The organism is Streptomyces sp. NBC_00433, from assembly GCA_036015235.1.
Lineage (GTDB): Bacteria > Actinomycetota > Actinomycetes > Streptomycetales > Streptomycetaceae > Actinacidiphila.
On record CP107926.1, the window covers coordinates 8,461,722 to 8,486,302 of the forward strand.

The window sequence follows — 24,581 nt, forward strand, 5'->3', positions numbered from 1 at the left end:
TCGTACACAGTCTGCGTAGTATTTCTTACATGTTGAGTCTGGAACGCCTGCGCATCCTGCACGCCATCGACACCTACGGCTCGGTCAGCGCTGCCGCGGACGTGCTCAGCGTGACCACGTCGGCGGTCTCGCAGCAGATGGCGAAGCTGGAGCGGGAGACCGGGCAGTCGCTGCTGGCCAAGAGCGGCCGCGGGGTGCGGCTCACCGACGCGGGGCGGCTGCTGTCCGGGCACGCCGAGCGGATTCTGTCCCTGGTCGAGCTGGCGCACGCGGACCTGGAGGCGCACCGCGGGGCCGCGCTCGGCGACCTGATCGCCGGGGCCTTCCCCACCGCGGTGCGCGGGCTCTTCCCCGCCGCGCTGACCGAGCTGCGGCGCGAGCACCCGCAGCTGCGGACGATGGTGCACGAGCTGGAGCCGCACGACTCGCTGGCCCGCCTCACCCGCGGCGACATCGACCTGGCGGTCGTCCTCGACTGGTACAACAAGCCGCTGTCGCTGCCGGACGGGCTGGCCAAGGCGCCGCTCTTCGACGACATCGTCGACGTGGCCCTGCCGGCCGGCCACCGGCTGGAGGACCGCCCGCAGATCGACCTGGACGAACTGGCGCAGGACGCCTGGATCGCCTGGCCGGACGGCGGCTTCTGCCACGAGTGGCTGCTGTTCACGCTGCGCGGCAAGGGCATAGAGCCGCGGGTCGCGCACCATGCGGAGGAGCACGCCACGGTGCTCGCCCTGGTCGCCGCCGGGCTCGGCGTGGCGGTCATCCCCCGGCTGGGCCGCGGCCCGATGCCGTCCGGCGTCCGGGTGGTGCCGGTGCGCCACACCCTGCGGCGCCACGTCTACGCGGTGTGGCGCGAGGACGCCGACCGCCGCCCGGCGATCCGGGCGGCGGTGGACGCACTCGGGACCGCGGCGCGCGGCTACTGCTGACCCGGCGCCTGCCGTACGCGAGGGCGGGTCAGGCCAGGGACACGGTGTCGCCGGAGACGGCGACCGACTGCGGCGGCAGGCCCTGGGTGGCCGGGCCGTGGGCCACAGAGCCGTCGGCGACGTGGTATTTGCTGCCGTGGCAGGGGCAGTTGATCGTGCCGCCGGTGACGTCCGCCACCGTGCAGCCCTGGTGGGTGCAGATCGCGGAGAAGCCCTTGAAGTCGCCGGCCGTCGGCTGGGTGACGACCACCTTCTGGTCGGCGAAGACCTTCCCGCCGCCGACCGGGATGTCCGCGGTCTTCCCCAGCGGAGCCCCGGCGGCGGCGGAGGAGGACGAGGCGGACGGCGTGCCGGCGTCCGAGGGCGCCCGGGACGGCGTGTCCGAGGAGGGGGCGTCGGCCGACGACCCCGAGCCCGAGTCGGACCCGCACGCGGTGAGGACGGCGGCGAGACCGACACCGCCCGCGGCGGCGAAGACGGTGCGGCGGGTGGGGGGCACGGAGGGTCCGGGGGTTTCGGCCATGAGATGCATCCTGTCCGGTGATCGTGCCGGACGGCCGCATTCGGCTGCCCGGCGGCGTGTGGCCACGCCTGTCCGTTGATACGGGCGCTCCCCGCGATCCGTTCAACGGCGCTCGCGGGAATTCCCCCCGGGCGTCGCAGCGGCCACTCGGCCACCAGCCGCCCGGCCCTGCGGACACCGGCGATAGCCTGGGGCAATGCTGAGAGACGTGACGGGCATCCGCTATGTGACGCCGCTGCGCGAGGGCGGCTCGGTGCCCGGTGTGGTCGAAGCCGACGACCTCGGTACCTACGTGGTGAAATTCCGCGGCGCCGCCCAGGGCCGCAAGGCGCTGATCGCCGAGGTGATCGCCGGCGAGCTGGGCCGCAGGCTGGGCCTGCTGGTGCCGGAGCTGGTGCGCTTCGACTTCGACCCGGTGATCGGCCTCGGCGAGCCCGACGAGGAGATCCAGGACCTGCTCAAGGCCAGCGGCGGGCTCAACCTCGGCATGGACTTCCTGCCCGGCTCCCTCGGCTTCGACCCGCTGGTCTTCGGCGTCGAGCCCGCGGAGGCCGGCCGCATCGTCTGGTTCGACGCGCTGATCGGCAATGTCGACCGGTCCTGGCGCAATCCCAACCTCCTGGTGTGGCACCGCAGGATATGGCTGATCGACCACGGCGCCTCGCTGATCTGGCACCACAGCTGGAAGACCGCGCCGACCGCCGCCGCGAAGCCCTACGACGCCTCCGACCACGCCCTGTCCCGCTTCTCGCCGGAGCCGGCCGCCGCCGCGGCCGAACTCGCGCCGCTGGTCACCGCGGAGCTGCTCGCCGAGGTCACCGCGCTGGTCCCCGACGAGTGGCTGGCCGACGAGCCCGGCTTCGACACGCCCGACGACGTACGCCGGGCGTATGCCGAACTGCTGGCCGCACGCGCGGCGGACATCCATGAACGGATCACGCTCGCGCCCGTACCGCGCGAGCGGCAGCCGCCGCCGGAGTGGCTGCGTACCTGGGTCGAGGGGAAGAACGCCTGATGAGCCGGCGTGAGGTGTTCGAGTACGCGCTGGTGCGCGTGGTGCCGCGGATCGAGCGCGGCGAGATGATCAACGCCGGGGTGCTGGTCTACTGCCGGGCCAGGAGCTTCGTCGGCGCCCGGGTGCACCTGGACGAGACCCGGCTGCGCTGCCTCGACCCCGAGGTGGACGTGGCGGGGGTGCGGGCGGCGCTGCGCGGCTACCAGGACGTCTGCGCGGGCGGCGACGACGCCGGCCAGGCGGGCGGCGACGACCCGGGGCGCCGCTTCCGCTGGCTGACCGCGCCCCGCAGCACCATCGTGCAGCCGGGCCCGATCCACACCGGGCTGACCGCCGACCCCCAGGCCGAGGCCGACCGGCTGCTGGCCCTGCTGGTCCACTGAGCTGCCGGGAGCGCGTGGGCGTCCGGTGCGCCGGGGCACATCCGCCGTGGTGGCGTTGACACTGGGTCACTGTCCTCCTACGGTTTCGGCAACGGGACCTACTAAGCGGTCGCTCATGCGTTTCGGGCGCGGGCCGGCCGCACCACAGGGCTGAGGAGAACAGATGTCCAGCACCGAGCAGCGCGTCGCGATCGTGACCGGCGCCGCCCGCGGGATCGGCGCCGCCACCGCGGTGCGGCTGGCCGAGCAGGGCCGCGCCGTCGCCGTACTCGACCTCGACGAGAGCGCCTGCAAGGACACCGTCGAGACCATCACCGCCGCCGGCGGCCGGGCCGTCGCGGTGGGCGCCGACGTGTCGGACGAGGCGCAGGTCGAGGCCGCCGTCGCCAGGGTCGCCGCGGAACTGGGGCAGCCGACCGTCCTGGTGAACAACGCGGGGGTGCTCCGCGACAACCTGCTGTTCAAGATGAGCGCCGGCGACTGGGACACCGTCATGGGCGTCCATCTTCGCGGCGCCTTCCTGATGACCCGTGCCGTCCAGAGCCACATGGTCGACGCGCACTTCGGCCGGGTGGTCAACCTCTCCTCGTCCTCCGCGCTGGGCAACCGCGGCCAGGCCAACTACTCCGCCGCCAAGGCCGGCCTGCAGGGCTTCACCAAGACCCTCGCCATCGAACTGGGCAAATTCGGCGTCACCGCCAACGCCGTGGCCCCCGGCTTCATCGTCACCGACATGACGGCCGCAACCGCCGCCCGGGTCGGCATGGACTTCGAGGAATTCCAGACCGCCGCCGCCACCCAGATCCCGGTCCAGCGGGTCGGCAGGCCCGGGGACGTCGCGGGCGCCATCGCCTTCTTCACCGGCGACGACGCCGGATTCATCTCGGGACAGGTGCTGTACGTGGCCGGCGGCCCGCTCAACTGACCGGCCGGAGGCCCGACATCATGACCCAGCTCCCCACCACCACCCCCGTCCAGGACACCGGCAGGGTCGCCCTGGTCACCGGCGCGAGCCGCGGCATCGGCTACGGCATCGCGCAGGCCCTGGTCGCCCGCGGCGACCGGGTGTGCATCACCGGACGCAACGAGGACGCGCTCAAGGAGGCCGTCGAGCGGCTCGGCCCCGACCGGGTGATCGGCGTCGCGGGCAAGGCCCACGACGAGGCGCACCAGGCCGTCGCCGTCGAGCGCACCATGGAGGCCTTCGGCCGGGTGGACTACCTGGCCAACAACGCCGGCACCAACCCGGTCTACGGCCTGCTCGCCGACCTCGACCTCGCAGTGGCGCGCAAGGTCTACGAGACCAACGTGATCTCCGCGCTCGGCTTCGCCCAGCAGACCTGGAAGGCCTGGCAGAAGGACAACGGCGGCGCGATACTCAACATCACCTCGATCGCGGGCCTGGCCCCCTCGCCCTTCATCGGCGCCTACGGCATCAGCAAGGCCGCGATGGTCAACCTGACCGTCCAGCTCGCCGCGGAGATGGCCCCCGGCGTGCGGGTCAACTCCATCGCCCCCGCGGTGGTCAAGACGAAATTCGCCGCGGCACTCTACGAGGGCCGCGAGGAGGAGGCCGCCGCCGGCTACCCGCTGGGGCGGCTCGGCGTGCCGGACGACATCGGCGGCGCCGCCGCCTTCCTGCTCGGCGACCAGGCCGGCTGGATCACCGGCCAGAACCTGGTGATCGACGGCGGGCTGTTCCTGCGCGCCGGCGGCGCCTGAGCGCCCGGCGCCGTGGCCCCGGCCCCGGGCGGCCGGGGCCGGGGCCACGGCGGCAGCCGCGATGAGGGCGTTGTCAGACCCTGCCGGTACGTTCTGACGCAGTAACGGATCGTGTACCGGAGGTTCCCGACGTGCCCAGCATGCTGCCCGACTCCTGGCAGAGCGTCCTCGGCGAGGAGTTGGACAAGCCGTATTACCAGCAGCTCACCGAGTTCGTGGAGGCCGAACGCAAGGAGCACCGGATCTTCCCGCCCCGCGACGAGGTCTTCGCGGCGCTGGAGGCCACGCCCTTCGACCGGGTCAAGGTGCTGATCCTCGGTCAGGACCCCTACCACGGCGACGGTCAGGGCCACGGGCTGTGCTTCTCCGTCCGCCCCGGCGTGAAGACCCCGCCCTCGCTGCGCAACATCTTCAAGGAGATGCGCGACGAGCTGGGCCACCCGGTGCCGGACAACGGCTATCTGCTGCCCTGGGCGGAGCAGGGCGTGCTGCTGCTCAACGCGGTGCTGACCGTGCGCGAGGCGGAGGCCAACTCGCACAAGGGCAAGGGCTGGGAGAAATTCACCGACGCGGTGATCAAGGCGGTCTCCGGGCGCACCGACCCCGCGGTCTTCGTGCTGTGGGGCAATTACGCCAAGAAGAAGCTGCCGCTGATCGACACCGCCCGGCACACCGTCATCCAGGGCGCGCACCCCTCACCGCTGTCGGCGAAGCTCTTCCTCGGCAGCCGCCCCTTCACCCAGATCGACGCCGCGGTCCGGGCGCAGGGGCACGAGCCCATCGACTGGCGCATCCCCGATCTCGGGGTGCGCGCCGGTTAGCGTCATCGGATGCGAGGACATCAGGAGGCGCCGATGGGGGACCCGGCGGCCGCGGACGACGCCATGACGGGCAGGATCGGGCAGGTGGTGATGCTGCTGCACGCCGGGGACCGGGAAGAGGCGCGCAACCGCTTCACGGCGCTGTGGGCGGAGCTGGGCGAGCAGGGGGACGCCCTGCACCGCTGCACCGTCGCCCACTACCTGGCCGACAGCCAGGACGACCCCGAGGACGAGCTGGCCTGGGACCTGCGGGCGCTGCGCGCCGCCGACGCGGTGGCCGCCGAGCGCTCCCGCGACGACCGCAGGACCGGCCAGGTGCGCGGCTTCTACCCCTCGCTGCACCTGAACCTGGCCGCGGCCTACGCCCGGGTCGGCGAGGACCGGCTGGCCCGCAGCCACCTCGGCCTGGCCCGCAAGGCCTGCGGCGCTCTGGCCGAGGACGCGTACGGCGACGGGGTGCGGGCCGCGGTGGGCCGGCTGGAGCTGCGGCTGACCGGTTCGGGTCAGTTGCCGTAGGCCCGCGCGCAGATGGTGGCCGCCGGGCTGCCCGCCACCCAGCCGCCGTACGTTCGGCCCAGCATGCACGGCCCGCCCGAGGCCGGCAGCCGCGGCGCCCTTGTCCGCGGCGGCTTCGCCCGGTGCCGTACGGCCGGCGCGTGCCGTCGCCGGGGTGCCCGCGGGGCACCGGCCGACGCGCCCGGTGAAGGGGCGGCCGCGACGGCGGGGGCCTCGGCCTCCGGCTCCACGGCCGCCAGCAGCGGCCGCGCGGGCGGCGGGGTCAGCTCCACGAGATCGGGCGCCCGGCGGCTCGACGCCGGGACAGGAGGGGCGGGAAGGGCGGGCGAGGGAGCGGAGACCGTGGTGCATCCGGCCACGGCACAGACCGCCGCCAGGACCACCGCAGCAGGTAGCAGGCGCACCTCGCCCACACTGCCCGCCCCGGGCGGCGCCCGACAGTCCCCGCAGGAGTGAAAGACCCGCCGCCGCATACCCGCCGCTCACCCGGACGAGTGAGCGGCGGCCCCGCCGCCCCGGCCGGAAGGACGCCGGAATCCGGCCCGTATGCTGCGGTGACACCGCTCCCACCAGGGGGAAGTGCGGAATCGGCACAAGGAGCACGCATGGCATCGGGCAGCGCCCCCCTGAAGATCGGCGTCATCGGACTCGGTGACATCGCGCAGAAGGCGTATCTGCCGGTGCTGACCGCCCAGCCGGGCCTGGAGATCCACCTCCAGACCCGCACCCCCGCGACGCTGGACCTGGTCGGCGACGCCTACCGGCTGCCGCACCGGCACACCACCCTCGACGACCTGCTCGCCCAGGGCCTGGACGCCGCCTTCGTGCACGCGCCCACCGAGCACCACGTCGACATCGCGGGACGTGTCGTGGCGGCGGGCGTGCCGGTCTACGTCGACAAGCCGCTGGCCCGCGACGCCGAGGGCGCCCGCCGCCTCGTCACGCTCGCGCAGGAGCACGGGGTGCCGCTGATGGCCGGCTTCAACCGCCGCTACGCACCCGGCTATCTCCAGTGCCTGGACCACCCGCGGGACCTGATCTTCCTGCAGAAGAACCGGATCGGCCTGGCCGACGACCCCCGCGAGGTCGTCTTCGACGACTTCATCCACGTCGTGGACACCCTGCGCTTCCTGGCCCCCGGACCCGTCGAACAGGTCAGGGTCTCGGCGAAGGTCGCCGGCGGCCTGCTGCACCACGTCGTGCTGCACCTGTCGGGCGACGGCTTCACCGCGATCGGCTCGATGAACCGGATGAGCGGCTCGGTCGAGGAGAGCCTCGACATCAGCGGCCGCGACACCCGGCGCCAGGTGCTCAACCTCGCCGAGGTCGTCGACCACAAGGGCCAGCCGACGGTGCGCCGCCGCGGCGACTGGGTGCCGGTCGCCCGGCAGCGCGGCATCGAGCAGATCACCCTGGCCTTCCTCGACGCGGTCCGCGCCGGAACCCCGCTCGACGGGAGCGACGCGCTGGCCACCCACGAGCTGTGCGAACGGATCGTCACCGAGGTACGGGAACAGGCCGCCTGACCACGCGCGTCAGCTCGTAGGCCGCAGCCGTCAGGACCAGCAGCAGCGCCAGGTGCGGCACCCAGTCGCCGAACCGCACGTAGAGGCTGCGGCCGGACGCCAGCGGCACCTCGTAGACCGCCGACGTGCTGCTGCCGGTGCCGATCGTGCGGCCGACCCGGTCGCCGTCGGCGTCGTAGACCGCGCTGATCCCGGTCAGTGTGGCGTGCACCATCGGCCGCCAGCTCTCGGCGGCCCGCAGCGCGGCGAGCGAGGCGTGCTGCGCGGGCGCCCAGCTGTGCTGGAAGGACGACGTGGAGGACTGGGCGACCAGCAGTTGGGCGCCGTCGCCGGCCAGATGGCGGCTCATGTCGGGGAAGGCCGTCTCGAAGCACACCAGCGGCCCGAACCGCAGCCGCCCGGCGTCCATCACCACCTGCCGGGTGCCAGGCTGCCGGTCCTCGCCCGCGGCCTTGCCCACCGACGTGGCCCAGCCGAGCACCGACCGCAGCGGGATGTACTCGCCGAAGGGCACCAGCCGCATCTTGTCGTAGGAGGGACCGGTCACCCCGGCCGGGCCGATCAGCACCGTCGTCTTGGAGATGCCGCTGCCGTCGGCCCGCGCGGCGTCCACATTGACCAGCAGGTCCGCCCCGACCTGCCGGGACAGCGCGGCCAGCCGGCGGGCCACGTCGGGCCGTGCGGTCAGGTCGACGCCGATGCTGCTCTCGCCCCACACCACCAGGTCCGGGTGGCTGCCGGCCAGCCGCGCGGTCAGCCGCGCCTCCCGGTCCAGGCGCGCGTTCCCGGTGGCGACCACCCCCGGCTGGACCACCGCGATCCTGGCGCTGCCCGCCTCCTGCGGGCGCGGTGTCCACAGCCAGACCGCGCCGGTCAGCACCACGGCGGCCAGCAGCGCCCCCGCGGCCTGCCTGCGCACTTCGGGGACGGCGGCCAGCGCGACCACGACGGTGTTCACCAGTACGACCAGCATGCTGGCCAGCCAGACCCCGCCGATCGACACCAGCCGCAGCGCCGGCGCCACCTGCCACTGGCTGGCCCCCAGCAGCCCCCACGGACCGCCGAGATACTGCCAGGACCGCGCCAGCTCCACCATCAGCCACCCGCACGGGAGCAGCACCAGCGCGGGTCCGACCCGCGGCGGTCCCTCCGCGCCCGCGCCGAGCAGCCGGCGCACCAGCCAGCCCCAGGGCGCCCACAGGGCGCCGAGCAGCAGCGCGAGCACCACGATGAAGACGTTGAGGCTCGGGATGAGCCAGTGGTGCACCGCCAGCATGAAGCCGGCGCCGCCGAGCCACCCGTCGAGCAGGGCCCGGCGCGGGCTGCCGGCCGTGCGCGCCAGCAGCATCCACGGCACCAGGGCCACATAGGCCAGCCACCACAGTGACGGCGCGGGGAAGGCCAGTGCGGGCAGTGCCCCGGCGAGCGCCGCGGCGGCGCCGCGGGCCCAGGGCGACGCGAGCCGCGACCGCCTTTCCCCTGACGTCACCGTCATACGCGCTCCCTCACCCGTCGGCGCACACCCGCCCGTACCGCCTACGGGGATGTGGAGCGACCAGTGTGCGCGGTCCCGCGCGCCCCGGGCAGTCGGCGACATGCGGAGCGCCCGGCGTGTCGGGCGCCGATCCGGCGGCGGCCCACGGCCCGTCAGACGGCGCGCTGCGCCCCGGGCCCACCGCCGGGCGTGCGGCTCAGGGCTGCCGGTTCCAGGAAGTCAGCACATGGCGGCCGTGCTCGGAGCCGAGCCTGCTGACCGTACCGGTGGCCAGTTGGAAGAGGGCGCCGTCGGCGGGCGGCAGGCCCAGCCGGCGGGCCGTCAGCACCCGCAGCAGGTGGGCGTGCGCGACCAGCACCACGTCGCCGCCGTCGCCGTTGGTGAAGGCCGCCTCGGCCCGTGCGAGGACCCGGTCGGCGCGCTCGCCGATCTGCTGCGGAGTCTCACCGGGATGGCCCTCGGGCCCCGGGACCACACCGTCGGTCCACAGGTCCCAGCCGGGCCGCTCGCGCCGGATGTCCCGGGTGGTCACACCCTCGTAGCCGCCGTAGTCCCATTCGTGCAGCCCCGGGTCGACCTTGGTGTGGTCGAGTCCGGCGAGCTTGGCGGTGTCGCGGGCGCGCCGCATCGGGCTTGTCAGGACGCAGGAGATGTGCCGGGAGGCGAGCAGCGGGGCCAGCGAGCGGGCCTGCGCCTCGCCGTGCTCGGTGAGCAGGAGGTCGGTGTAGCTGGTGTGCCGCCCCGTCATGCTCCACTCGGTTTCACCGTGCCTGATCAGCACCAGTTCACCCATCGCGCACCTCCTGCGACGCCGCTCGGCGCCCCGGAGTGATCATACGTCGCAGGCGTACCCGACGGCCGGGGCCGCACCGTCCCGCCGGGTGCCCGACCGGTGCACGCCACCGGCGATTCACCCCTGCCGCGCCCGGCATGACACGCGCGCGGCGGGAAAGACTCCTGGTCATCCGGCGTCGTTACGATGACCGCGCGTCCCCCGGTTGCGGCATCAGCGTGACATCGGTGTGATCGAAGGGGCGTGGTCCGCCCGTGCCCCGCCAGGTCCGCCCCGCCGTCCGCCGACAGCAACAGGAGCTGCCATGAACGACGCCCCCCGCACCTACGACGTGATCGTCATCGGTGCAGGCCCCGTCGGTGAGAACCTGGCGGACCGCGCCAGGGCCGCCGGGCTGAGCACGGTGGTCGTGGAGAGCGAACTCGTCGGCGGCGAGTGCTCGTACTGGGCGTGCATGCCGAGCAAGGCCCTGCTGCGCCCGGCCCTGGCCCACGCGGACGCCCGCCGGCTGCCCGGCCTGAGCCGCGCCGCGCAGGGGCCGCTCGACACCCCCGCGGTGCTGGCCAGGCGCGACGACTTCACCTCGCACTGGAAGGACGACGGGCAGGTGGGCTGGCTGCGGTCCGTCGACGTGGATCTCGTCCGCGGCCACGGCAGGCTGACCGGTGAGCGCCAGGTGGCCGTCACCACCCCCGAGGGCGACACCGTACGGCTCGCCGCCCGGCACGCGGTGGCGGTGTGCACGGGGACGACCGCGGCGCTGCCGCCCATGCCGGGCATCGCCGACGTCAACCCGTGGATCAGCAGGGACGCCACCAGCGCCGAGAAGGCCCCGCGGCGGCTCGCGGTGGTCGGCGGCGGCGTCGTCGCGGTCGAGATGGCCACCGCCTGGCAGGCGCTCGGCTCCGAGGTCACGCTGCTGGTGCGGGGCGGCTCGCTGCTGGAGAAGATGGAGGCCTTCGCCGGCGAGATGGTCGCCGACGCGCTGCGGGAGGCCGGGGTCGACCTGCGGTTCGGGGCCAACGTGGCGTCGGTGGAGCGGGACGGCGCCCACGGCGAGGTCAGGATCGGCCTGGAGGGCGGCGCCCAGGTCGGTTGCGACGAGGTCCTCTTCGCCATCGGACGCGCCCCGCACACCGGCGACATCGGCCTGGAGACCGTCGGACTCAAGCCCGGCGGCTGGCTGCCGGTCGACGACACCTGCCGGGTCACCGGCGTCGAGGGCGGCTGGCTGTACGCGGCGGGCGACGTCAACCACCGGGCGCTGCTCACGCACCAGGGCAAATACCAGGGCAGGATCGCCGGCGCGGTGATCGGCGCCCGCGCCAAGGGCGAGCCGGTGGACGACGCGCCCTGGGGCGCCCATGTCGCGACGGCCGACCACGCCGCGGTGCCGCAGGTGGTCTTCACCGACCCCGAGGTCGCCTCGGTCGGCCTGTCGGCCGCCGAGGCGGAGCAGGCGGGCCGGCGCACCAAGGTCGTGGACTACGACCTCGGCCAGGTGGCCGGCGCGAGCCTCTACGGCGACGACTACCGGGGCCGGGCCAGGATGGTCGTGGACCTGGACCGCGACATCCTGCTGGGCGTCACCTTCGTCGGCCCCGGCGTCGGCGAGCTGCTGCACTCGGCGACGGTGGCCGTCGTGGGCGAGGTGCCGGTGGACCGGCTGTGGCACGCCGTCCCGTCCTACCCGACCGTCAGCGAGATCTGGCTGCGCCTGCTGGAGACCTATCGCGGCTGACCCGGGCGCCCCGGGTCAGGCCGCGGTGCTCGTGGCGAGCTGCGGGTAGAGGGCGGTCGGGTCGGCCGCAAGACCCGCCTTGACCTGCTTGCTGAGGTCGTCGGCGAGCACCTCGTGCAGCCCGTCGCGTACGCCGTCGAGCGCCGTGCGCGCCACGTCCGCGGGGTCCAGCTTCGGGGCGGTGACGCCGGCGGCCATGTCGGTGTCCATGTAGCCGACGTGCAGCGCGGTGACCTGGGTGCCCTGCTCGGCGAGCGCCACCCGCAGCGCGTTGGTCATCGACCACTCGGCCGACTTCGCGGCGGAGTAGGCGGCGCTGTCGGGCAGCGTGACCCAGGACAGCACCGACAGCACGTTGAGGACCGCGCCGCCGCCGTTGCGCGCCAGGGCGGGCGCGAAGACCCGGCTGACGTCCAGGGTGCCCAGCACATGGGTCTCGAACTCCGTGCGGTAGGCGCTCAGCTCGCCGTCCAGGATGGAAGCCCCGGTGGAGGTGCCCGCGTTGTTGACCAGCAGGGTGACGTCCTGCGCCTGCTCGGCCGCGGCGCGCACCGAGGCGGGGTCGGTGATGTCGAGGGCGATCGGCACGGCTCCGGGGACCCGCACCGCGTCGGGGTTGCGCGCGGCGGCGTAGACCTTGGCCGCACCGGCGTCGAGCAGGGCCTTCACGAACTGCTCGCCGAGGCCGCGGTTGGCGCCGGTGACGAGTGCGACTGCTCCGTTGATCTGCATGGGGGTGTCCTTAGGCAAGAGGAGGCCGACCGGCGGAAACCGATCGGTCTCCAGTACCGTAAACCGATCTGTTTCCAATGTCGAGCCGACGCGGTAGTCTCGACGCATGGACACCGAGCAGCAGCCGCCGACCGCCGCGGGGCACGCCCCCGCCGCGAAGGCGTCCACGCGGGACCGCCTGCTGGACACCGCGTCCGCGCTCTTCTACCGGCAGGGCGTCAACACCGGCATCGACACGCTGTGCAAGGCCGCGGGTGTCTCGAAGCGCTCGATGTACCAGCTCTTCGAGGGCAAGGACGACATGCTGGCCGCCGCGCTCGAAAGGTCCGCGGCCGGCTACCAGGCGCTGGTGCTGCCGCCGCCGGACGGTCCCGGCGCCCCCCGTGCCCGGCTGCTGCACGTCTTCGGGCAGCTGGAGAAGGCCGCGCTCTCGCCCGACTACCGCGGCTGCCCCTTCCTGGCCACCCAGGTCGAGCTGAAGGACCCCGCCCACCCCGCCAGCGTGGTCGCCGCCCGCGGCAAGCAGGTGCTCACCGACTTCTTCCGGGAGCAGGCCGCCCGTGGCGGTGCCGCCGACCCGGGCCTGCTGGCCCGCCAGCTGACACTGGTCTTCGACGGGGCGAGCGCCAGGGCCGGTATCGGCGCGGACAGCCTGGGTGGCCTCGCGGTCACGACGGCCGCCGCCCTGATCGACGCGGCGGGCGTCGAGGGGTGAACGGCCCCGGGGCAGGGGATCGGTGGGAAAGCACCCATTTGGGACCGATGAGAGTCGTCCACAGGGTGGTCACGTCGTCCAGCATTCGGGCAGGTGTTTGACCGGGCTCGTCCGCGCCGGTTACGTTGCGCGGCATGCAGCGCACCACACACCTGACGACGCGGGGTCATGTCGACCTCAAGCGTGTGTGCTCCGCCGCGTGTCACCAGGTCTGACAGCACAGCTCCGCGAGGAGCGCCAACGGGCGTGCCCGCCCCGCCGGTTCACCACCGGCGCGGCCGCACGGGTCCGCCCGCCGCCGTCGACCACCTGGAAGGCCACCGTGGCAGTCCTGCCGCCGCCCGACCGCCGTGCCACCGTCCCGCCGCCCCCGACTCCCCTTCGCCGCGCCGATGTTCCGCACCCGGCGGGGCCGCCCCGCCGTCCGCCCGCGGCCGGCGCCGTGCTCGGCGCGATCCTCGACCACGGCCCGGTGGCCCGCAGCACCGTCGCCCGGCTGACCGGCCTGTCGCCCGCCGCGGTCAGCGGGCACTGCGCGCAGTTCCTGGCCCGCGGGCTGATCCGGGAGAGCCCGGAGACCGCGGGGCCGCGCGGACTCGGCCGCCCGCACATCCCGCTGGAGATCGACACCGGCCGCTACCTGGTGGCCGGCGCGCACATCGCCGTCGCCCACTCCACCCTGGCGCTCATGGACCTGCGCGGCCGTATCGTCGCCGGCGACCGCAGGCCGCACCACGACACCGACCCGCAGCGGGTGCTCGGCGGACTGGCCGCCCGGCTGCCCCGGATGGTCGCGGCGCACGCCGACGGCCGCACGGTCCTCGCGCTCGGCGTCGCCACCGGCCAGTGGGTCGACCCCGACGCCGGAGTGATCGTGGACCACCCGCGGCTGGGCTGGCGCGATGTGGCGGCCCGTGAGTTCCTGACCGCGGCCACCGGACTGCCCGTCTACGTCGACAGCCACTCCCGGGCGCTGGCCCGCGCCGAGCAGCTGCTGGGCGCGGTCGCCACCCGGGACAGCGCGGTGCTGCTCTTCGTCGGCGCGGTCGTGGACGCCGCCTTCGCCACCGCGGACGGCGTCCACCGCGGCCCGCGTTCGGCAGCCGGCAGCGTCGCGCACCTGCCGGTCGGCGCCGGCACCGACCCCGCCGAGCCCTGTACGTGCGGCACCGCCGGCTGTCTCCAGTCCGAGGTGGCGGAGCCGGCGCTGGTACGGCAGGCCGCCACCCGCGGACTCGACGTCGCCGACTTCCGCGCGCTGCTCGACCTCGCGCTGGCCGGCGAGCCGCGCGCGGTGGACCTCTTCCGGCGGCGGGCGCTGCTGGTGGGCCGGGCGGTCGCGCTGCTGCTCGACATGTTCGACCCGGAGGTCGTGGTCGTCGTGGAGCCGGGCGCCGGGCGGCTGACGGAGTGTCTGGACGTCCTGCGCGCCGAGGTCGCCGCCCGCTCCTGGGTCTGCGACGACCCGGAGCGCGCGGTGGTGCCGAGCAGCTTCACCGGGTCGGTCCTGCCCGTCGCGGGCGCCGCGGTGGCGCTCGGGGCGCTCTACGCCGACCCGCTCGGGCCGTGGCCGGTGCTGCCCGCCGTGTGCTGAGCCGCCGTGCCCCTGAGCAGGCGTCACCTGGGCCGCGGCCGCCGCGATATCCGACTTAATTCAGGCAGTTGCATTGTTGACCCGGCACAGCACGGACGCGAGAATGGAAACATGAACGGTCAGCAGCGGAATCCGGAGCGGGCACAGAGCCCGACGCTCCTTTCCTGTTGTCGCCGCAGCGCCGCCGGTGCGTGTTGTCCGCGCCGCTCCCGCCTTGGCGCCCGCCGGGCCGCGTAATCTTCGCGCCGCCCGCGTAACAAAAAACCTCTGCTTTCGCATCGAATTCCACCGTGTGAACAGCCGCGCCCGCAGCGCGCCGCACAATGCCGTGCGGCCCGTCGCCGGGGTGCTTTCCGCTGCGCACATTCCGCCCCATCCACGTGAATCGGGGGAGACGTTGACCATCACCGTGCCGTCGCTTCCCGCCACGGGCATCGCCCCTGAGCGGTTCAAACAGATATTCCGCAACCACCCCGCAGGCGTGGTCGTCGTCACCGTCGACTCCGGCAGCGGCCCGGCCGGCTTCACCGCGACCTCGCTCACCTCGCTGTCACTGGAACCTCCGCTGGTGTCCTTCGGCATCGGCGTCACCGCGTCGTCCTGGCCGCATGTCCAGCAGGCCGGCAGCGCGGTGGTCAACTTCCTCGGCGCCGACCAGGAACAGCTCGCCAGGACCTTCGCCACCAGCGGCATCGACCGTTTCGCCGAGCCCACCCGGTGGCGCAGGCTGCCGGCGGGCGACCCCGTGCTCGACGGGGTCACCGGCTGGCTGCGGCTCGACCTGGAGCAGATCGTGCCGGCCGGCGACCACCGGGTCGTGATCGGCCGGGTCCAGGAGTCCTGGACCGGCGGCGAAAGCGGCCCGCTGCTCTTCCACAACGGCGGCTACCGCTCCCTCTGACCGGCCGCGTATCCGGCACCACCCACCCGACCAGCGACCGGACGACGAATCCGGCCTCTCCCCAGGAATTCACATGAGCGCAAGTCCCACCGCCCGTATCGTCCCACGCCGGTCTTTTCTCGCACTCGCGGGTGGCGCCGCATTCCTCGCGGCCTGCTCCCGCAATTCGACCGCGTCGATCGACAGCGTCCCGACCCGCGCACTCCCCTCGGGGGCGCCGCCGCCGGGCACCAAGCTCGCGATATCCATTCACACCTCGCAGCTGCAACTGGCCGGCTCTGGCCTGGACAAGCAATTGCCTTTCACGGTGTCGAGCTGGCCCAACCTCACCGCGGGACCCGATGTGATCCAGGGATTCCGCGCCCATTCCATCGACCTGGCGAGCAACGCCGGAATTCCGCCGATCCAGGCCGAGGCCATCAAGGTCGGCGCCCGTATCGTCGCCGTCCAGAGCCGCAACCACCCCATCTACAGCTTCGCGACGGCGCCGGGCTCCGGCGACGCCATCGCCTCGGCGAAGGACTTCCGGGGCAAGAAGATCGCCTTCTCGCAGGGCCAGGCCCAGGGCGTGGTGGTGCTGCGCGCGCTGAAGGAGGCGGGGCTGCGCAATGACGACGTCAAGCTGATCGCGCTGCCCAGCACGCAGTTCCTGACCGCGCTGCAGTCCAAGCAGGTCGACGTGGCGCCGCTGGGCGAACCGTCGCTCACCAAATACCTGGGCCAGTACGGCAAGGACGGCGCCCGAGCGGTCACCACCGACGTGGTGGACCTGCTGGCGATCCTCTGGGCACCCACCGAGGTCCTCAACGACGACGCCAAGGTCGCCGCCATCCGCAGCTTCATCCCGCTGTGGGCCAAGGGCGTGGTGTGGGCCTGGGAGAACACCGACGAGTGGATCCACAGCTACTACGTCAAGGACCAGGGCGTGACCACCGCCGACGGCCGGCGCATCGTCTCCTCGCTCTCCCAGCCGCAGTTCCCGCGCAGCTGGGACAAGGCCATCGCCTGGGAGCAGGAGACGGCCGACCTGATGGCCGAGGGTGGATTCGTGCCGAAGATCAAGGCCGAGGCGCTCTTCGACCGCCGCTTCGAGGGGCTCGCCGCGCAGTCCGTACCGGCGAAATACCAGGTGGCGTCGTGACCGACATCCTGCCCCAGGTGCGTACGGCCGAGCCCGCCGCCAAGGACCGCGCCGAGCCCGCCCCGACCGTACGGGAGCGGCGCACCGCGACCGCGTCGACCGGCACCCGGCGGCGGCTCGGCCCCGGGAGGGCCATCCCCTTCGCCCGGCTGACCGGTCCCGTGCTGGTCGTGCTGATCTGGTGGGCCGCCTCCGCCAGCGGCTATCTCGACCCGCGCATCCTGTCGGGCCCCGGCACCGTCGCCTCCACCGCCGTCGACCTGATCAGGAGCGGCCGGCTGCAGAGCAATGTGGCCGTCTCGCTGCAACGCGCCGGATTCGGCCTGCTGTTCGGGGTGCTGGCCGGCGTGCTGCTCGCGGTGGCCGCGGGCCTGAGCCGGACCGGCGAGTACCTGCTCGACGGCACCCTCCAGGTCAAGCGGGCCATCCCGTCGCTCGCCCTGTTGCCGCTGATGATCCTCTGGCTCGGCATCGGCGAGCAGATGAAGGTCACCGTGATCGCGCTGGGCGTCACGGTCGTCGTCTACATCAACACCTACGCCTCGCTCACCGGCATCGACCGCAGATACGTCGAGCTGGGCGAGAGCCTGGACCTGACCCGGGTGCAGTTCATCCGCAAGGTGGTGGTCCCCGGCGCGCTGCCCGGCTTCTTCGTCGGCCTGCGCCTCGCGGTCACCGCGTCCTGGCTCGGCCTGGTGGTCGTCGAGCAGGTCAACGCCACCAAGGGCCTCGGCTACATGATGTTCCAGGCCCAGCTCTACGCCCAGTCCGACGTGATCATCGTCGGCCTGGTCGTCTACGGAATCTTCGGCTTCGTGTCGGACGCGCTGGTGCGCGCCGCTGAAAGGAGGGTGCTGTCATGGCGACGCACACTGGCGGACTGACCGCACAGCGCCCGGCGGCCCGTGCCGCCGCGGTACGCACCACCCGCCTGGTGCGCTCCTTCGGCGACCGGGACGTGCTCAGGGAACTCGACCTGACCCTGGGGCAGGGCGAATTCACCGCACTGCTCGGCCGCAGCGGCTCAGGCAAGTCCACCCTGCTGCGCGCGGTCGCCCGGCTCGACCACGGCGTCGCGGGCTCCGGCGACCTGGACGTGCCGGAGCGGGTGTCGCTGTCCTTCCAGGACTCCCGGCTGCTGCCCTGGCTGCGCGTGCTGGACAACGTGGTGCTCGGCGTGCGCGGCAGGGACGCCAAGGAGCGCGGCGCCAAGGCGCTGGCCGAGGTGGGCCTCGAAGGCCGCGAGCGGTCCTGGCCGCACGAGCTGTCCGGCGGCGAGCAGCAGCGCGCCGCCCTGGCCCGCGCCCTGGTCCGCGACCCCGAACTGCTGCTGGCCGACGAACCCTTCGGGGCGCTGGACGCCCTCACCCGGATCAGGATGCACGACCTGCTGCGGGAGCTGTACGAGCGGCACCGCCCCGCGGTGCTGCTGGTCACCCACGACGTGGACGAGGCCGTCGAACTGGCCGACCGCGTCCTGGTCCTGGAGGACGGCCGGATCGTGGTCGACCTGGCAGTGGACCTGCCGACCCCGCGCAGCCGCCGCGACCCGCGCTTCCAGGAATACCGCGACACGCTGCTCGCCGCGCTCGGCGTGCACCAGCCCGACGGCTCCGCCGACCCCGTACACCCCGACCCGCAGCCCGCCGACGCCCCCGCTCCCAGCGGGTTCCCGCACGAGGAGAAGGACCCCCATGACTCCCAGGACTGACCGCAAGCCGATGCACCTGAACGCGTTCCTGATGTCGGTCGGGCACCACGAGGCGGCCTGGCGGCTGCCGGAGAGCCCCGCCTCCGGCGGCACCGACATCGCGCATTACCAGAACCTCGCGCGGATCGCGGAGCGCGGCAAGCTCGACTCGCTGTTCCTGGCCGACAGCCCCGTCCTGATGGGCGACCCGGGACGCCGCCCCGCCAACAAGCTGGAACCCACCGTGCTGCTGACCGCGCTCGCCGCCGTCACCGAGCACATCGGGCTGATCGCCACCGCCTCCACCAGCTACAACGAGCCCTACAACCTGGCCCGCAGGTTCGCCTCCGTCGACCATGTCTCCGGCGGCCGGGCCGGCTGGAACATCGTCACCACCGCGGGCGCCGACGCCGCACGCAACTTCGGCCTCGACGACACCCCGCTGCACCGCGACCGCTACCTGCGGGCCGCCGAGTTCGTGGACGTCGCCACCAAGCTGTGGGACAGCTGGGCCGACGACGCGGTCGTCGCCGACAAGGAGTCGGGCGTCCACGCACGCGCCGACCGGGTGCGGAAGTTCGCGCACAAGGGCGCGTACTTCAGGGTGGACGGACCGCTGAACGTACAGCGCTCCCCGCAGGGCTACCCGCTGCTCGTGCAGGCAGGCTCCAGCGAGGACGGCAAGGACTTCGCCGCCCGCTACGCCGAAGCGGTCTTCACCGCCCAGCAGACCCTCGAAGAGGCCATCGCCTTCTCCAAGGACGTCAAGCAGCGCGCCATCGGCTTCGGCCGCGACCCCGAGGGCATCAAGATCCTGCCCGGCATCGTGCCCGTCATCGGCGACACCGAGGAGCAGGCGCGGGCCCTGGACGACGAGCTGGACCGGCTGATCCGGCCCGAGTTCGCGGTCACGCAGCTGTCCAAGACGCTGCGCGTCGACCCGGCGACGCTGGACCTGGACCGCGAACTGCCCGACGACATCCCCTCCGAGGACGAGATCGAGGGCGCCAAGAGCCGCTTCACCCTCATCGTGGAGCTGGCCAGGCGCGAGCGGCTGACCGTACGGCAGCTCATCGGCCGGCTGGGCGGCGGGCGCGGCCACCGCACCTTCGCCGGCACCGCCGAGCAGGTCGCCGACACCATCGAGCACTGGTACGACGCGGGCGCCGCCGACGGCTTCAACATCATGCCCGCGGTGCTGCCGTCGGGACTGGAGCTGTTCGTGGACCGGGTGGTGCCGATCCTCCAGGAGCGGGGCCTCTTCCGCACCGAATACACCGGCCGCACCCTGCGCGAGCACTACGGGCTGCCGCGCCCCGCGAACCGCCTCTTCGACACCGTCGACACCAGTGCCGGGCACCTCGGCATCGCGCTCACGGAGGTTTCGTGACGGACTGTAGAACGACCACTCCCGGGCCGGCCGCCACGGCGGCCGGCCCGGCCGGGCCGCCCGCCGGCTGGGTCCGCCGGCTCGGCGGCTACTGTCTGCGGCACCGGGGCGACCTGCTCGCCGCCTTCACCGGCGCGGTGGTCGCCGCGGTCGCCACCGCGGTCCTGCCGCTGGTCCTGCGGCATGTGGTCGACGCCGTCGCGGGAGGCGCCGGCGGCCCGCTCGGCTGGTGGATCGCGCTGCTCGCCGGACTCGGCCTGGCCCGGTTCGCGGCCGGCTACACCCGCCGCTACCGGGCCGGCCGGCTGTCGCTCGGGGTGCAGTACGACCTCCGCAACGACGCCTTCGCGGCGCTGCTGCGGCTCGGCGGCGCCCAGCAGGACGACCTGCGCACCGGGCAGATCGTCAGCCGCTCCATCTCCGACATCACCCTGATCCAGACACTGCTGCAGTTCCTGCCGAACATGACCGGCAACGCCCTGATGTTCCTGGTCTCGCTGGTCTTCATGGCGCTGCTGTCCCCGCTGCTGACCGTGGTGGCCCTGGTCGTCGGCCCGCTGCTGTGGCTGATCGCGCTGCGCAGCCGCAAGGACCTCTTCCCGGCGAACTGGCACGCGCAGCAGGAGGCCGCCGAGGTCGCCTCCACCGTCGAGGCCGCCGTCACCGGTGTCCGGGTCGTCAAGGGCTTCGGGCAGGAGCAGCGCGAACTGGCGGCCCTGGAAGGCAACGCCAGGCGGCTTTTCTCCTCCCGGCTGCGGGTCGTGCGCTACACCAGCCGCTACACGCCCGCCCTGCAGGCCGTCCCCGCACTCGGACAGGTCGCGGTGCTCGCGCTCGGCGGCTGGCTCGCCCTGCACGGCCGGATCTCGCTGGGCACCTTCCTCGCCTTCACCAGCTACCTCGGCTCGTTCGTCACCCCGGTCCGCCAGGTCGCCACCCTGCTCACCGTCTGGCAGCAGGCCAGGGCGGGCACCGAGCGCGTCCTGGAGGTCATCGACGAGGCCCCGGCCGTCACCGACGCGCCCGGCGCCGCCGACCTGCCCGCCGGACCGCCCGCGCTGAGCTGGCAGGACGTCACCTTCGGCTACGGCAACGGGCACGAGCCGCTGCTGCGCGGCCTCACCCTCGACATCGCACCCGGCGAGACCGTCGCCCTCATCGGCCCGGCCGGCTCGGGCAAGTCCACCGCCGCCGCCCTGCTGCCGCGCTTCTACGACGTCGCGTCCGGCGCCGTGAAGGTCGGCGGCACCGATGTGCGCGACCTGCGGCTCGACTCGCTGCGCGGCGCCATCGGCTACGTCTTCGAGGAGAGCCTGCTGCTGTCCGACACCGTGCGGGCCAACATCGCCTACGGCGACCCCGACGTGTCCGACGAGCGGATCGCCTGGGCCGCGCGGGTCGCCCGCGCCGACGGATTCGTCGAAGGACTGCCGCAGGGCTACGACACCGTCGTCGGCGAGCAGGGCCTGACCCTGTCCGGCGGGCAGCGGCAGCGGGTCGCACTGGCCCGCGCCCTGCTCGGCGACCCGGCCGTGCTGATCCTGGACGACGCCACGTCCGCGATCGACGCCCGCGTGGAGTCCGAGATCCACACCGGCCTGCGCACCGCGACCCGCCGGCCCACCACCCTGATCGTCGCGCACCGCAGATCCACCCTCGAACTCGCCGACCGCATCGCCGTACTGGACGGCGGCCGGGTGGTCGACACCGGCACCATGGACGAACTGCGCTCCAGGTCCGCGCTCTTCCGCAGCCTGCTGTCCGCCGCCGACGTCACCGAGCCCGCGGGGACCGGCACCGAGGCGCCCGCCGACCAGCCCGCGGAATACGTACCCGACGCCGGGGACGAGCCGGCGCTGCCCGCCGTCACCGCCCGCCTGTGGCGGCGTACCGCCGCGCCCGCGGGCCGGCGCAGTGACGACGCCGACCTCAAGGCCGCCCAGGCGATGGCCATCAGCTCCGCCACCGCGGGCCGCGGCCGCGGCGGGCCCGGCGCCTCCGTGCTCGGCGCCGCACCGCCCACCCCCGAACTGCTCGAGGGCCTCGCCAGGATGCCGCTGCCCGACGCCGACCCCGACGTCCCCGCCGGCCAGACCAGGGCCGCGGACCCGCACTTCGGACTGCGGGCGCTGATCCGCCCCTTCCGGCTGCCGCTGCTGCTCGGGCTGCTGCTGGTCGCCGCGGACGCCGTCGCGCAGATCGCGGTGCCGATCCTGGTCAGGCACGGCGTCGACAACGGCGTCGCCCGGCACTCCGGCGCCGCCCTGCTGGCCGCCGCGGGCGCGGCCGCGGCCGTCGTCGGCACCGACTGGCTCATCGGCGTCGCCCAGACGCGCACCACGGGACGCACCGGCGAACGCCTGCTCTACACCCTGCGCGTGAAGACCTACGCGCAGCTCCAGCGGCTCGGCCTGGACTACTACGAGCGCGAGCTGGGCGGCCGGATCATGACCCGGATGACGACCGACGTCGACGCGCTGTCCAACTTCCTGCAGACCGGCCTGATCACCGCGGTCGTCAGCCTGCTGACCGTGGTCGGCGTACTGGTCGCCCTGCTGGTCATCGACGCCGGACTGGCCGTCGTGCTGCTGTGCGCGCTGCCGCTGCTGATCGGCGGCACCGCGGTCTTCCGCCGCCGCTCGGTGCCCGCCTACCACGAGGCCAGGGAGCGCATCAGCGCCGTCAACGCCTGCCTCCAGGAGAACGTCACCGCCATCCGCGTCACCCAGGCCTTCCGCCGCGAGGACCGCAACGCCCGCGACTTCGCCGCGCTCGCCTGGGCCTTCCGCGACTCCCGGCTGCGCGCCCAGCGCTACATCGCCACCTTCTTCCCCTTCGTGGAACTGCTCGGCGTGCTGTCCACCGCCGCCGTCCTCGCCGTCGGCGCGGGCCAGGTCCGCTCCGGGGGCCTCACCGCCGGCACCCTGATCGCCTTCCTGCTCTACGTCGACCTGTTCTTCTCCCCGATCCAGCAGCTCTCCCAGGTCTTCGACGGCTACCAGCAGGCCGTGGTGGGCCTCGGCCGGCTGCGTACTCTGATGCGCACCCCCACCGGCACCCCGGCCGCCGCCGCCCCGCTGCCGGTCACCGCGCTGCGCGGCGAGATCGCCTTCGACCAGGTGTCCTTCGGCTACGCGGGCGGCGGCGGCCAGGAAGTGCTGCACGGCGTCTCGCTGCGGATCGCCCCCGGCGAGACGGTCGCCCTGGTCGGCGCCACCGGCGCCGGCAAGTCCACCGTGATGAAGCTCATCGCCCGCTTCTACGACCCCACCTCCGGCGCGGTCCTGATCGACGGCCACGACCTGCGCGACCTGGACCTCGCGGCATTCCGCGCCAGACTCGGCGTGGTGCCGCAGGAGGCGCACCTCTTCAGCGGCACCGTCAGGGACGCCATCGCCTACGGCCGCCCCGGCGCCTCCGACGCCGAGGTGGAGGCCGCCGCCCGCGCGGTCGGCGCCCACGACATGGTCGCCGCGCTGCCGCTCGGCTACCTCCAGCCGGTCGGCGAGCGCGGCAGGAACCTGTCCGCGGGCCAGCGCCAGCTGCTCGCACTGGCCCGCGCCGAACTGGTCGACCCCGACATCCTGCTGCTCGACGAGGCCACCGCCTCACTCGACCTGGCCACCGAGAGCCGGGTCGCCGCCGCCACCGAAGCGCTGACCCGGCGGCGTACGACCCTGGTGGTCGCCCACCGGCTGACCACCGCCGCCCGCGCCGACCGGGTCGTGGTCATCGACCGCGGCACCGTGGTCGAAACCGGCACGCACACCGCGCTGCTGGCCGCGCAGGGCCCCTACCGCATGCTCTGGGACGCCTTCCGGCAGACCGGCGCGTCGGCCACCGTCGACCAGCTGGCCCCCGCCGCGGCGCCCCACTGCGACCCCACCCCCGACCATCTCGTCAACGGGAGAGCACGATGACGCAGTACCGCCCCTTCGGACGCACCGGTGTCCAGGTCAGCCCGCTGTGCCTGGGCACCATGATGTTCGGCCCCCGGGGCAACCCGGACCACGCCGACGCGGTCCGGATCATCCACCACGCCCTCGACTCCGGCATCAACTTCGTGGACACCGCCGACGCGTACTCCGCCGGCGAGTCCGAGACCATCGTCGGCAAAGCCCTCGCCGGCGGCCGCAGGGACAACGTCGTGCTGGCCACGAAATTCCACGCCAGCCTCGGCTCCGACCCCAACGAGCAGGGCAACTCGCGCCGCTGGATCGTCCGCGAGGTCGAGAACAGCCTGCGCAGGCTCGGCACCGACTGGATCGACCTCTACCAGGTGCACAGGCCCGAGCCCGACACCGACTTCGACGAGACGCTCGGCGCGCTGACCGACCTCGTCCGCCAGGGCAAGATCCGCTACATCGGCACCTCGACGTTCGAGCCGTCGGCCATCGTGGAGGGCCAGTGGCTCGCCGAACGCCGCGGGCGCGAGCGGGTGGTGGCCGAGCAGCCCCCCTACTCGCTGCTGGCCCGCGGCATCGAACGCGAGATGCTGCCGGTCGCCCAGCGCTACGGCCTCGCGGTGCTCTCCTGGAGCCCGCTCGCCGGCGGCTGGCTCTCCGGCCACTACCGCAAGGGCGTCGCGCAGCCGGCCTCCAGCCGGGCCGACCGCCAGCCCGGCCGCTTCGACATCACGGCGAGCGAGAACGCCGCGAAGCTCGCTGCCGCGGACGCGCTGGGGGAGCTGGCCGAGGAGGCCGGGCTCACCCTCGTGCAGCTGGCGCTGGCCTTCGTGCTGCAGCACCCCGCCATCACCTCGGCCATCATCGGGCCGCGGACCTTCGCGCAACTGGAGAGCCAGCTGGGGGCGGACAAGGTCACTCTCGACCGGGAGGTGCTCGATCGCATCGATGCCATCGTGCCGCCAGGTACGAACCTGTCGCCCCGCGACGCCGGTTACACCCCGCCGTCCCTGACGGACCCGTCCACCCGCCGCCGCACCTGACCC

The 24,581-nt window shown here is 73.6% G+C and carries 23 protein-coding genes; 18 read left to right on the forward strand and 5 right to left on the reverse strand.

The window, feature by feature from the left end:
- The first annotated feature begins 29 nt into the window (after positions 1–29).
- Complete coding sequence (locus OG900_36615; GenBank protein ID WUH95141.1) at positions 30–932, forward strand: LysR family transcriptional regulator; 903 nt, start codon at positions 30–32, stop codon at positions 930–932.
- A 28-nt stretch (positions 933–960) separates the two neighbouring features.
- Here the strand turns inward: OG900_36615 and OG900_36620 are convergent, their stop codons facing one another.
- Positions 961–1,455 (reverse strand): Rieske (2Fe-2S) protein, encoded by a 495-nt coding sequence (locus OG900_36620; protein ID WUH95142.1) that lies wholly within the window; start codon positions 1,453–1,455, stop codon positions 961–963.
- Positions 1,456–1,651: 196 nt separating this feature from the next.
- On the opposite strand from OG900_36620, the gene OG900_36625 reads away from it, so the two are divergent.
- The 6 genes from OG900_36625 to OG900_36650 all read left to right on the forward strand — a co-directional run bounded on the left by OG900_36625 (position 1,652) and on the right by OG900_36650 (position 5,912).
- Positions 1,652–2,470: a hypothetical protein gene (locus tag OG900_36625; GenBank protein WUH95143.1), complete on the forward strand. Its 819-nt coding sequence runs from the start codon at positions 1,652–1,654 to the stop codon at positions 2,468–2,470.
- Positions 2,470–2,853 carry a DUF3037 domain-containing protein gene (locus OG900_36630; protein WUH95144.1) on the forward strand — a complete coding sequence of 128 codons (384 nt, stop codon included), beginning with the start codon at positions 2,470–2,472 and terminating at the stop codon, positions 2,851–2,853. The genes OG900_36625 and OG900_36630 overlap by 1 nt, the downstream gene beginning before the upstream one ends.
- A gap of 163 nt (positions 2,854–3,016) precedes the next feature.
- Positions 3,017–3,778 carry a 3-oxoacyl-ACP reductase FabG gene (gene fabG / locus OG900_36635; GenBank protein ID WUH95145.1) on the forward strand — a complete coding sequence of 254 codons (762 nt, stop codon included), beginning with the start codon at positions 3,017–3,019 and terminating at the stop codon, positions 3,776–3,778.
- Between the two features lie 20 nt (positions 3,779–3,798).
- Positions 3,799–4,575 (forward strand): SDR family oxidoreductase, encoded by a 777-nt coding sequence (locus OG900_36640; protein ID WUH95146.1) that lies wholly within the window; start codon positions 3,799–3,801, stop codon positions 4,573–4,575.
- A gap of 131 nt (positions 4,576–4,706) precedes the next feature.
- The gene (ung, locus tag OG900_36645) at positions 4,707–5,396 is read left to right on the forward strand and encodes a uracil-DNA glycosylase (GenBank protein ID WUH95147.1); all 690 of its coding nucleotides are present in this window, start codon (positions 4,707–4,709) and stop codon (positions 5,394–5,396) included.
- A 9-nt stretch (positions 5,397–5,405) separates the two neighbouring features.
- Positions 5,406–5,912, forward strand: a complete 507-nt coding sequence (locus OG900_36650) for a hypothetical protein (protein ID WUH95148.1) — start codon at positions 5,406–5,408, stop codon at positions 5,910–5,912.
- Here OG900_36650 and OG900_36655 read toward each other — a convergent pair.
- Complete coding sequence (locus tag OG900_36655; GenBank protein WUH95149.1) at positions 5,900–6,316, reverse strand: hypothetical protein; 417 nt, start codon at positions 6,314–6,316, stop codon at positions 5,900–5,902. The genes OG900_36650 and OG900_36655 overlap by 13 nt on opposite strands.
- A 222-nt stretch (positions 6,317–6,538) precedes the next feature.
- Between OG900_36655 and OG900_36660 the strand changes: the two genes are divergently transcribed.
- Positions 6,539–7,438 (forward strand): Gfo/Idh/MocA family oxidoreductase, encoded by a 900-nt coding sequence (locus OG900_36660; protein WUH96054.1) that lies wholly within the window; start codon positions 6,539–6,541, stop codon positions 7,436–7,438.
- Here OG900_36660 and lnt read toward each other — a convergent pair.
- Both lnt and OG900_36670 read right to left on the reverse strand, forming a co-directional pair.
- Entirely contained in the window at positions 7,410–8,933 is a 1,524-nt protein-coding gene (lnt, locus tag OG900_36665) for an apolipoprotein N-acyltransferase (protein WUH95150.1), read from the reverse strand. The two genes, OG900_36660 and lnt, sit on opposite strands and share 29 nt — an antisense overlap.
- A 196-nt stretch (positions 8,934–9,129) precedes the next feature.
- Positions 9,130–9,726, reverse strand: a complete 597-nt coding sequence (locus tag OG900_36670; GenBank protein WUH95151.1) for a histidine phosphatase family protein — start codon at positions 9,724–9,726, stop codon at positions 9,130–9,132.
- A 304-nt stretch (positions 9,727–10,030) separates the two neighbouring features.
- Between OG900_36670 and OG900_36675 the strand changes: the two genes are divergently transcribed.
- Positions 10,031–11,467, forward strand: coding sequence for an NAD(P)/FAD-dependent oxidoreductase (locus OG900_36675; protein ID WUH95152.1), 1,437 nt, complete (start codon positions 10,031–10,033; stop codon positions 11,465–11,467).
- 15 nt (positions 11,468–11,482) lie between these two features.
- Here OG900_36675 and OG900_36680 read toward each other — a convergent pair whose 3' ends face one another.
- Positions 11,483–12,199, reverse strand: coding sequence for an SDR family oxidoreductase (locus tag OG900_36680; GenBank protein WUH95153.1), 717 nt, complete (start codon positions 12,197–12,199; stop codon positions 11,483–11,485).
- 106 nt (positions 12,200–12,305) lie between these two features.
- Between OG900_36680 and OG900_36685 the strand changes: the two genes are divergently transcribed.
- The 9 genes from OG900_36685 (at position 12,306) to OG900_36725 (ending at position 24,578) form a co-directional block, all read left to right on the forward strand.
- The gene (locus tag OG900_36685; protein WUH95154.1) at positions 12,306–12,914 is read left to right on the forward strand and encodes a TetR/AcrR family transcriptional regulator; all 609 of its coding nucleotides are present in this window, start codon (positions 12,306–12,308) and stop codon (positions 12,912–12,914) included.
- Positions 12,915–13,245: 331 nt separating this feature from the next.
- A complete protein-coding gene (locus OG900_36690) occupies positions 13,246–14,508 on the forward strand; it encodes an ROK family protein (protein ID WUH96055.1) in 1,263 nt (420 codons plus the stop codon).
- 397 nt (positions 14,509–14,905) lie between these two features.
- Positions 14,906–15,409, forward strand: coding sequence for a flavin reductase family protein (locus OG900_36695; protein ID WUH95155.1), 504 nt, complete (start codon positions 14,906–14,908; stop codon positions 15,407–15,409).
- A 73-nt stretch (positions 15,410–15,482) separates the two neighbouring features.
- The gene (locus tag OG900_36700) at positions 15,483–16,550 is read left to right on the forward strand and encodes an ABC transporter substrate-binding protein (GenBank protein WUH95156.1); all 1,068 of its coding nucleotides are present in this window, start codon (positions 15,483–15,485) and stop codon (positions 16,548–16,550) included.
- Positions 16,547–17,434, forward strand: a complete 888-nt coding sequence (locus tag OG900_36705) for an ABC transporter permease (protein ID WUH95157.1) — start codon at positions 16,547–16,549, stop codon at positions 17,432–17,434. The genes OG900_36700 and OG900_36705 overlap by 4 nt, the downstream gene beginning before the upstream one ends.
- Entirely contained in the window at positions 17,410–18,261 is an 852-nt protein-coding gene (locus tag OG900_36710) for an ABC transporter ATP-binding protein (GenBank protein ID WUH95158.1), read from the forward strand. The genes OG900_36705 and OG900_36710 overlap by 25 nt, the downstream gene beginning before the upstream one ends.
- Entirely contained in the window at positions 18,245–19,630 is a 1,386-nt protein-coding gene (locus tag OG900_36715; GenBank protein WUH95159.1) for an LLM class flavin-dependent oxidoreductase, read from the forward strand. Before OG900_36710 ends, OG900_36715 begins: the two co-directional genes overlap by 17 nt.
- Positions 19,627–23,550 carry an ABC transporter ATP-binding protein/permease gene (locus OG900_36720; GenBank protein WUH95160.1) on the forward strand — a complete coding sequence of 1,308 codons (3,924 nt, stop codon included), beginning with the start codon at positions 19,627–19,629 and terminating at the stop codon, positions 23,548–23,550. Before OG900_36715 ends, OG900_36720 begins: the two co-directional genes overlap by 4 nt.
- Complete coding sequence (locus OG900_36725) at positions 23,547–24,578, forward strand: aldo/keto reductase (GenBank protein WUH95161.1); 1,032 nt, start codon at positions 23,547–23,549, stop codon at positions 24,576–24,578. Before OG900_36720 ends, OG900_36725 begins: the two co-directional genes overlap by 4 nt.
- Positions 24,579–24,581 lie beyond the last annotated feature (3 nt).

Excerpts from the sequence above, each read along its gene's own strand:
- OG900_36625 (WUH95143.1), top strand. The coding sequence starts at position 1,652 with ATGCTGAGAGACGTGACGGGCATCCGCTATGTGACGCCGCTGCGCGAG.
- OG900_36725 (WUH95161.1), top strand. The coding sequence starts at position 23,547 with ATGACGCAGTACCGCCCCTTCGGACGCACCGGTGTCCAGGTCAGCCCG.
- lnt (WUH95150.1), bottom strand. The coding sequence starts at position 8,933 with ATGACGGTGACGTCAGGGGAAAGGCGGTCGCGGCTCGCGTCGCCCTGG.
- OG900_36685 (WUH95154.1), top strand. The coding sequence starts at position 12,306 with ATGGACACCGAGCAGCAGCCGCCGACCGCCGCGGGGCACGCCCCCGCC.
- OG900_36650 (WUH95148.1), top strand. The coding sequence starts at position 5,406 with ATGCGAGGACATCAGGAGGCGCCGATGGGGGACCCGGCGGCCGCGGAC.
- OG900_36615 (WUH95141.1), top strand. The coding sequence starts at position 30 with ATGTTGAGTCTGGAACGCCTGCGCATCCTGCACGCCATCGACACCTAC.
- OG900_36640 (WUH95146.1), top strand. The coding sequence starts at position 3,799 with ATGACCCAGCTCCCCACCACCACCCCCGTCCAGGACACCGGCAGGGTC.
- OG900_36620 (WUH95142.1), bottom strand. The coding sequence starts at position 1,455 with ATGGCCGAAACCCCCGGACCCTCCGTGCCCCCCACCCGCCGCACCGTC.
- OG900_36700 (WUH95156.1), top strand. The coding sequence starts at position 15,483 with ATGAGCGCAAGTCCCACCGCCCGTATCGTCCCACGCCGGTCTTTTCTC.
- fabG (WUH95145.1), top strand. The coding sequence starts at position 3,017 with ATGTCCAGCACCGAGCAGCGCGTCGCGATCGTGACCGGCGCCGCCCGC.
- OG900_36680 (WUH95153.1), bottom strand. The coding sequence starts at position 12,199 with ATGCAGATCAACGGAGCAGTCGCACTCGTCACCGGCGCCAACCGCGGC.
- OG900_36715 (WUH95159.1), top strand. The coding sequence starts at position 18,245 with ATGACTCCCAGGACTGACCGCAAGCCGATGCACCTGAACGCGTTCCTG.
- OG900_36710 (WUH95158.1), top strand. The coding sequence starts at position 17,410 with ATGGCGACGCACACTGGCGGACTGACCGCACAGCGCCCGGCGGCCCGT.
- OG900_36630 (WUH95144.1), top strand. The coding sequence starts at position 2,470 with ATGAGCCGGCGTGAGGTGTTCGAGTACGCGCTGGTGCGCGTGGTGCCG.
- OG900_36675 (WUH95152.1), top strand. The coding sequence starts at position 10,031 with ATGAACGACGCCCCCCGCACCTACGACGTGATCGTCATCGGTGCAGGC.
- OG900_36670 (WUH95151.1), bottom strand. The coding sequence starts at position 9,726 with ATGGGTGAACTGGTGCTGATCAGGCACGGTGAAACCGAGTGGAGCATG.